Below are 4794 nucleotides of genomic sequence, written 5' to 3' on the forward strand. Positions count from 1 at the left end.
CCGATCAGGTAGTCGGGCCGTATACCGAGCGACTCGGTCAGGCGGAACAACGCCACCTCGACAGCGAACAGCACTACCTGCGTGTACTGCGTCGCGTTCAGCAGCCCCGCATCCTCGGAGCCCTCTTCGGCGGACAGCAACTCCCGCACCGAGCGGCCCACCAACGGGTCAAGTTCCGCACACACCTCATCCAGAGCCTCGGCAAACCGCGGAAACTCCGCCGCCAACCCGGCACCCATACGCGCCCGCTGCGCACCCTGACCGGTGAACAACACTGCCGTCTCGCCCGCCACCTGGCTGCCCTCGACCACCCCGGCAGTGGGCTCACCACCGGCCAGGGCCTCCAGCCCCGCCAGCAGGCCCGCTCGGTCCGACGCCACGATCGCCGCACGCCGCTCGAGCAACGCACGCGACGTCGCCGACGAGAACCCGACATCGGCAAGCACCAGCCTGGGATCCGCCAGCACCCGCTCGCGCAGGCGAGCGGCCTGCGCACGCAACGCCGCCGCACCACGCGCGGACACCAGCACCGGCACCGCGCCGGGCGCCCGGTCCGCCTGGATCCCGACCGAAACCTGCTCCTCCGCCGGAGCCTCCTCAAGGACCACGTGCGCGTTCGTGCCACTCACACCGAACGACGACACACCGGCACGCCGCGGCCGCTCCGAAGCCGGCCACTCCTGCGCCTCGGTCAGCAGTTCGACCTCGCCCGAGGCCCAGTCCACGTGCGGTGACGGCTCGTCCACATGCAGGGTGGCCGGCAGCACACCGTGGCGCATCGCCATCATCATCTTGATCACACCGGCCACACCGGCGGCCGCCGACGTGTGGCCGATGTTGGACTTGATGGATCCCAGCTTCAGCGGGCCATCGGTACGTTCGCGGCCATAGGTCGCCAGCAGGGCCTGGGCCTCGATCGGGTCGCCCAGCTTCGTGCCGGTGCCGTGGCCCTCCACGGCATCCACGTCCGCCGGGCTCAGGCCGGCGTTGGCGAGCGCTGCCCGGATGACGCGCTCCTGCGCGGGACCGTTGGGCGCCGTCAGGCCGTTGCTCGCGCCGTCCTGGTTGACCGCGCTGCCGCGCAGCAGGCCCAGGATCCGGTGACCGTTGCGGCGCGCGTCCGACAGCCGCTCCAGCACCAGCAGACCCGCACCGTCGGCGAACCCGGTCCCGTCCGCTGCGGCCGCATACGCCTTGCACCGCCCATCCGGCGACAGCCCCCGCTGCCGGCTGAACTCCGTCAGCAGGAACGGGCTGGACATCAGTGTGACGCCCCCTGCCAGCGCCAGCGAGCACTCGCCCGCCCGCAACGCCTGCGCCGCCAGGTGCAGAGCCACCAGGGACGACGAACACGCAGTGTCGACCGACACCGCCGGGCCTTCGAGCCCGAAGGTGTAACTGAGCCGGCCCGACACCACGCTGGCCGCGATTCCGGTAAGGCGAAGTCCCTCGACCCGGGACTGATCGCCCCCGGCCACCACTGCGTAATCCGAGGAACCCACACCGCAGAACACGCCGGTGTCACTGCCGTGCAACGAGGTCGGGTCGATCCCCGCATCCTCGAATGCCTCCCACGCCGACTCCAGCAGCAGTCGCTGCTGCGGATCCATTGCCAACGCCTCACGCGGACTGATCCCGAAGAAATCGGCATCGAAGTCCCCGGGCCGTTCCAGGAAGCCACCACCCCGCGTGTACACCGTCCCGAGCCGGTCGGGGTCCGGGTCGTACAGCCGCTCCACGTCCCAGCCACGGTCGTCCGGCAGTCCCGTGACCGCGTCCCGGCCGGCCGCCACCAATTCCCACAGCTCGTCCGGCGAGGCCACCCCACCGGGGTAGCGGCAGCTCATTCCCACGATCGCCAACGGCTCGGTGGACCGGGCCAAGAGCCGTCGGTTCTGCTGCCGCAGGCGCTCCGTCTCCTTGAGTGACTTCCGGAGGGCGTCGATGAGGTCGTTCTTTTCGGTAGCCATGCTCACTTCTCCAGATCCGGACGCCCGGTGACGACCACGTGCTCGCTTGCTTTCATGCCGTGCCCTCTTGAGCCATCCGGATCAGCTCCGCCGCGTCCATGTCGTCGATCGAGGCCTCGCCCCCGGTCGCCGGTTCGTCCTCGTGCAGGTCGTCGCCGGCCAGCTCGCGCAGCGTTTCGAGCAACCCGGCCCGACGCATGCGGCTGACCGGGATCGACGCCAGCAGGTCGCGGAGCTCGTCCTCCTCCGACCGGCGAGGCGCAGCGGTCGCATCGTCCGGCACGACTTCCGACAGCAGATACCGGGCGATGGCTGCCGGTGTCGGGTAGTCGAAGACCAGCGTCGAGGGCAACCGCAACCCGGTGGCCTGCGTCAACCGGTTGCGCAACTCGACCGCACCCAACGAGTCGAACCCGATCTCCTTGAAAGCGCGATCGGGATCGATCACGGCTCCGGAGCCATGACCGAGCACGGCCGCCACCTGCGCCTGAACGAGCCGGAGAACGACCTTCCCTCGTTCGGCCTCCGCCACCCCGGCCAGCTGCTGCGACAGCGTCGCCTCCGCCGGCTGTGCCCGCCGCGCCGGCATCCGCACCAAGTCGCGCAGCAAGGCGGGCAACATGCCGGCCCGCGCCTGTGTCCGCAACCCGCCCGCGTCCAGCCGCACCGGCGCCAGCAACGCGGCGTCCGATCCGAGTGCCTGATCGAAGAGATCCAGCCCCAGCTCGGCCGACAACGTACGCACGCCCATGCGCTCGAGCCGCGCCAGATCCGCCTCGTCCAGTTCACCGGCCATGCCCGCGGTGCCGTCCCACAGACCCCATGCGAGCGAAGTGCCGACCAGGCCCTCGGCACGCCGCCTCGCAGCGAGCGCGTCGAGAGCAGCGTTGGCCGCAGAGTAGTTGGCCTGACCGGGACTACCGATCAATGCCGCCACCGAGGAGAACAGCACGAACGCCGACAGCTGCATCCCGGCGGTGAGCTCGTGCAGGTGCCATGCCGCGTCCACCTTGGGACGCATGACCCGCTCGACCTGCTCACCGGTCAGCGACTCGATGACACCGTCGTCGAGCACACCAGCCGCGTGCACGACCGCCGTGAGCGGCCGGTCCAAAGTGTGGAAAAGGTCCGCCAATGCGGCGCGATCGGACACGTCGCACGCGGCCACCTGAGCCTGCGCATCGAGAGCCTTCAGCTCGGCGACCAGCTTGTCCACGCCCTCGGCGGCCGCACCACGACGGCTCACCAGCAACAGCCGCTTCGCGCCATGCCGCTCCGCCAGGTGCTTGGCGAACAACCCGCCCAGGCCACCCGTACCACCGGTGATGAGCACCGTGCCGTCCGGATCCAGCGGTCGGGTCGACGGCTCCGCCGACACACGCGTCAGCCGCGGCGCCAGCAACCGGCCCTTGCGCATGGCCAGCTGTGGTTCGTCCACATCGGCCAACGACGCCCAGTCGAACTCGGCGTTCTCGGCGACATCGACAACCAGGAAGCGGCCCGGGTGCTCGGACTGGGCACTGTGCACCAGACCCCGCACCGCAGCCTGCGCGATATCCGGCGTCTCATCGCCCACCGCGACCGCGTTACGGGTCACGACCACCAGCCGGGCGTCGGTCAGCCGCTCACTGGCCAGCCACCGCTGCACCAGTTCCAACGCCCGACCGGTCAGCTGGGCACTGTCGGCCGCTTCCGCCGCGGGCTCGATCGCGGTGACCACCATCTGCGGCACCGCAGCGCCGCCCGCCACCGCCTCTTCCAATGCGCTCAGATCCGCGAACCGCTCTCCCGGCCCCGCGACCGCGCCGAGAACCGCGACCCGCTCCGCTCCGCGCGAACCGGCGGCAACAGCAGCCCAGTCGAGTCCGTACAACGAGCGCTGCCCAGCGGATCGCGCGGCCTCCAGCTGCGCCTGCTCCACCGAACGAACAACGATCGACCGGACCGATATGACCGGCGCCCCGGACTCGTCGACGGCGTCGAGCCGGATCGAGGAGTTGCCGTTCGCGACGGCGCGGACGCGCAGCCGCGAGACGCCCTGGCGCACGATGCGGACGCCTCCCCAACTGAACGGCATCGGCTGTCCGGCAGCATCGCGGTCGACCACCAGGATGCCGCTGTGCAGCAACGCGTCGAACAGTGCCGGGTGGATGGCGAAGCCATCGTCTGCGACATCGTCGGGGAGTGTCACCTCCGCGTAGGTCTGCGCACCACTGCGCCAGGCCGCCCGCACGCCCTGGAAGACCGGGCCGTAGTCGTAGCCGAGATCGCTCAGGAAGGCATAGAGCGAGTCGGTCGTCAACGGCTGAGCACCCACCGGTGGCCATTCAGCGGGCCACGCGGCATCGGGCTCGGCATCGGAGGCGGGGCCCGCATCGGCAGTGAGCCGGCCTCGCCCGTGGCACACTGCCTCCGCCTGCTCATCCTCCGCGCCGGTTTCCGGGCGAGAGTAGACGGCCACGTCCCGGAGGCCGTCGTCACCGAGCTCGCCGACGGTGACCTGGATCTGTCGTGCGGCGCCGTCCTCCAGGAGCAGCGGTGCTTCCAGCACCAGCTCGTCCAGCTCCGGGCAGCCGACCTCGCGGCCAGCCGTCACCGCCAACTCCACCAGCGCCGTACCCGGCACGACGATGTTGCCCATCAGAACGTGCTCGGCGACCCAGGGCTGGGTCTCGGTGGACAGGCGGCCGGTGAACACCCATTCGTCCCGGTCACCGATGTGGACGGCGCCGGCCAGAATCGGGTGCTCGACCCGGCCCAGCCCGGCCGCGGTCGCGTCTGCGGTGCCGGTGTTGGGCGCCAGCCAGTACCGCTCGTGCTGGAA

General features: G+C 70.6%; 2 protein-coding genes. Both read right to left on the bottom strand.

All coding sequences use genetic code 11. The annotated features are described in order from the left end of the window. Window positions 1-1970, bottom strand: a 1970-nt coding sequence (locus AB0F13_RS27730) for a type I polyketide synthase (RefSeq protein ID WP_362087915.1), incomplete at its 3' end; no start/stop codon positions are given. A gap of 52 nt (window positions 1971-2022) precedes the next feature. Next, a partial coding sequence (locus AB0F13_RS27735) for a type I polyketide synthase (RefSeq protein WP_362087918.1) occupies window positions 2023-4794 on the bottom strand: 2772 nt, incomplete at its 5' end.

Source organism: Streptomyces sp. NPDC026206 (assembly GCF_040638465.1).
Taxonomy (GTDB): Bacteria; Actinomycetota; Actinomycetes; order Streptomycetales; family Streptomycetaceae; genus Streptomyces.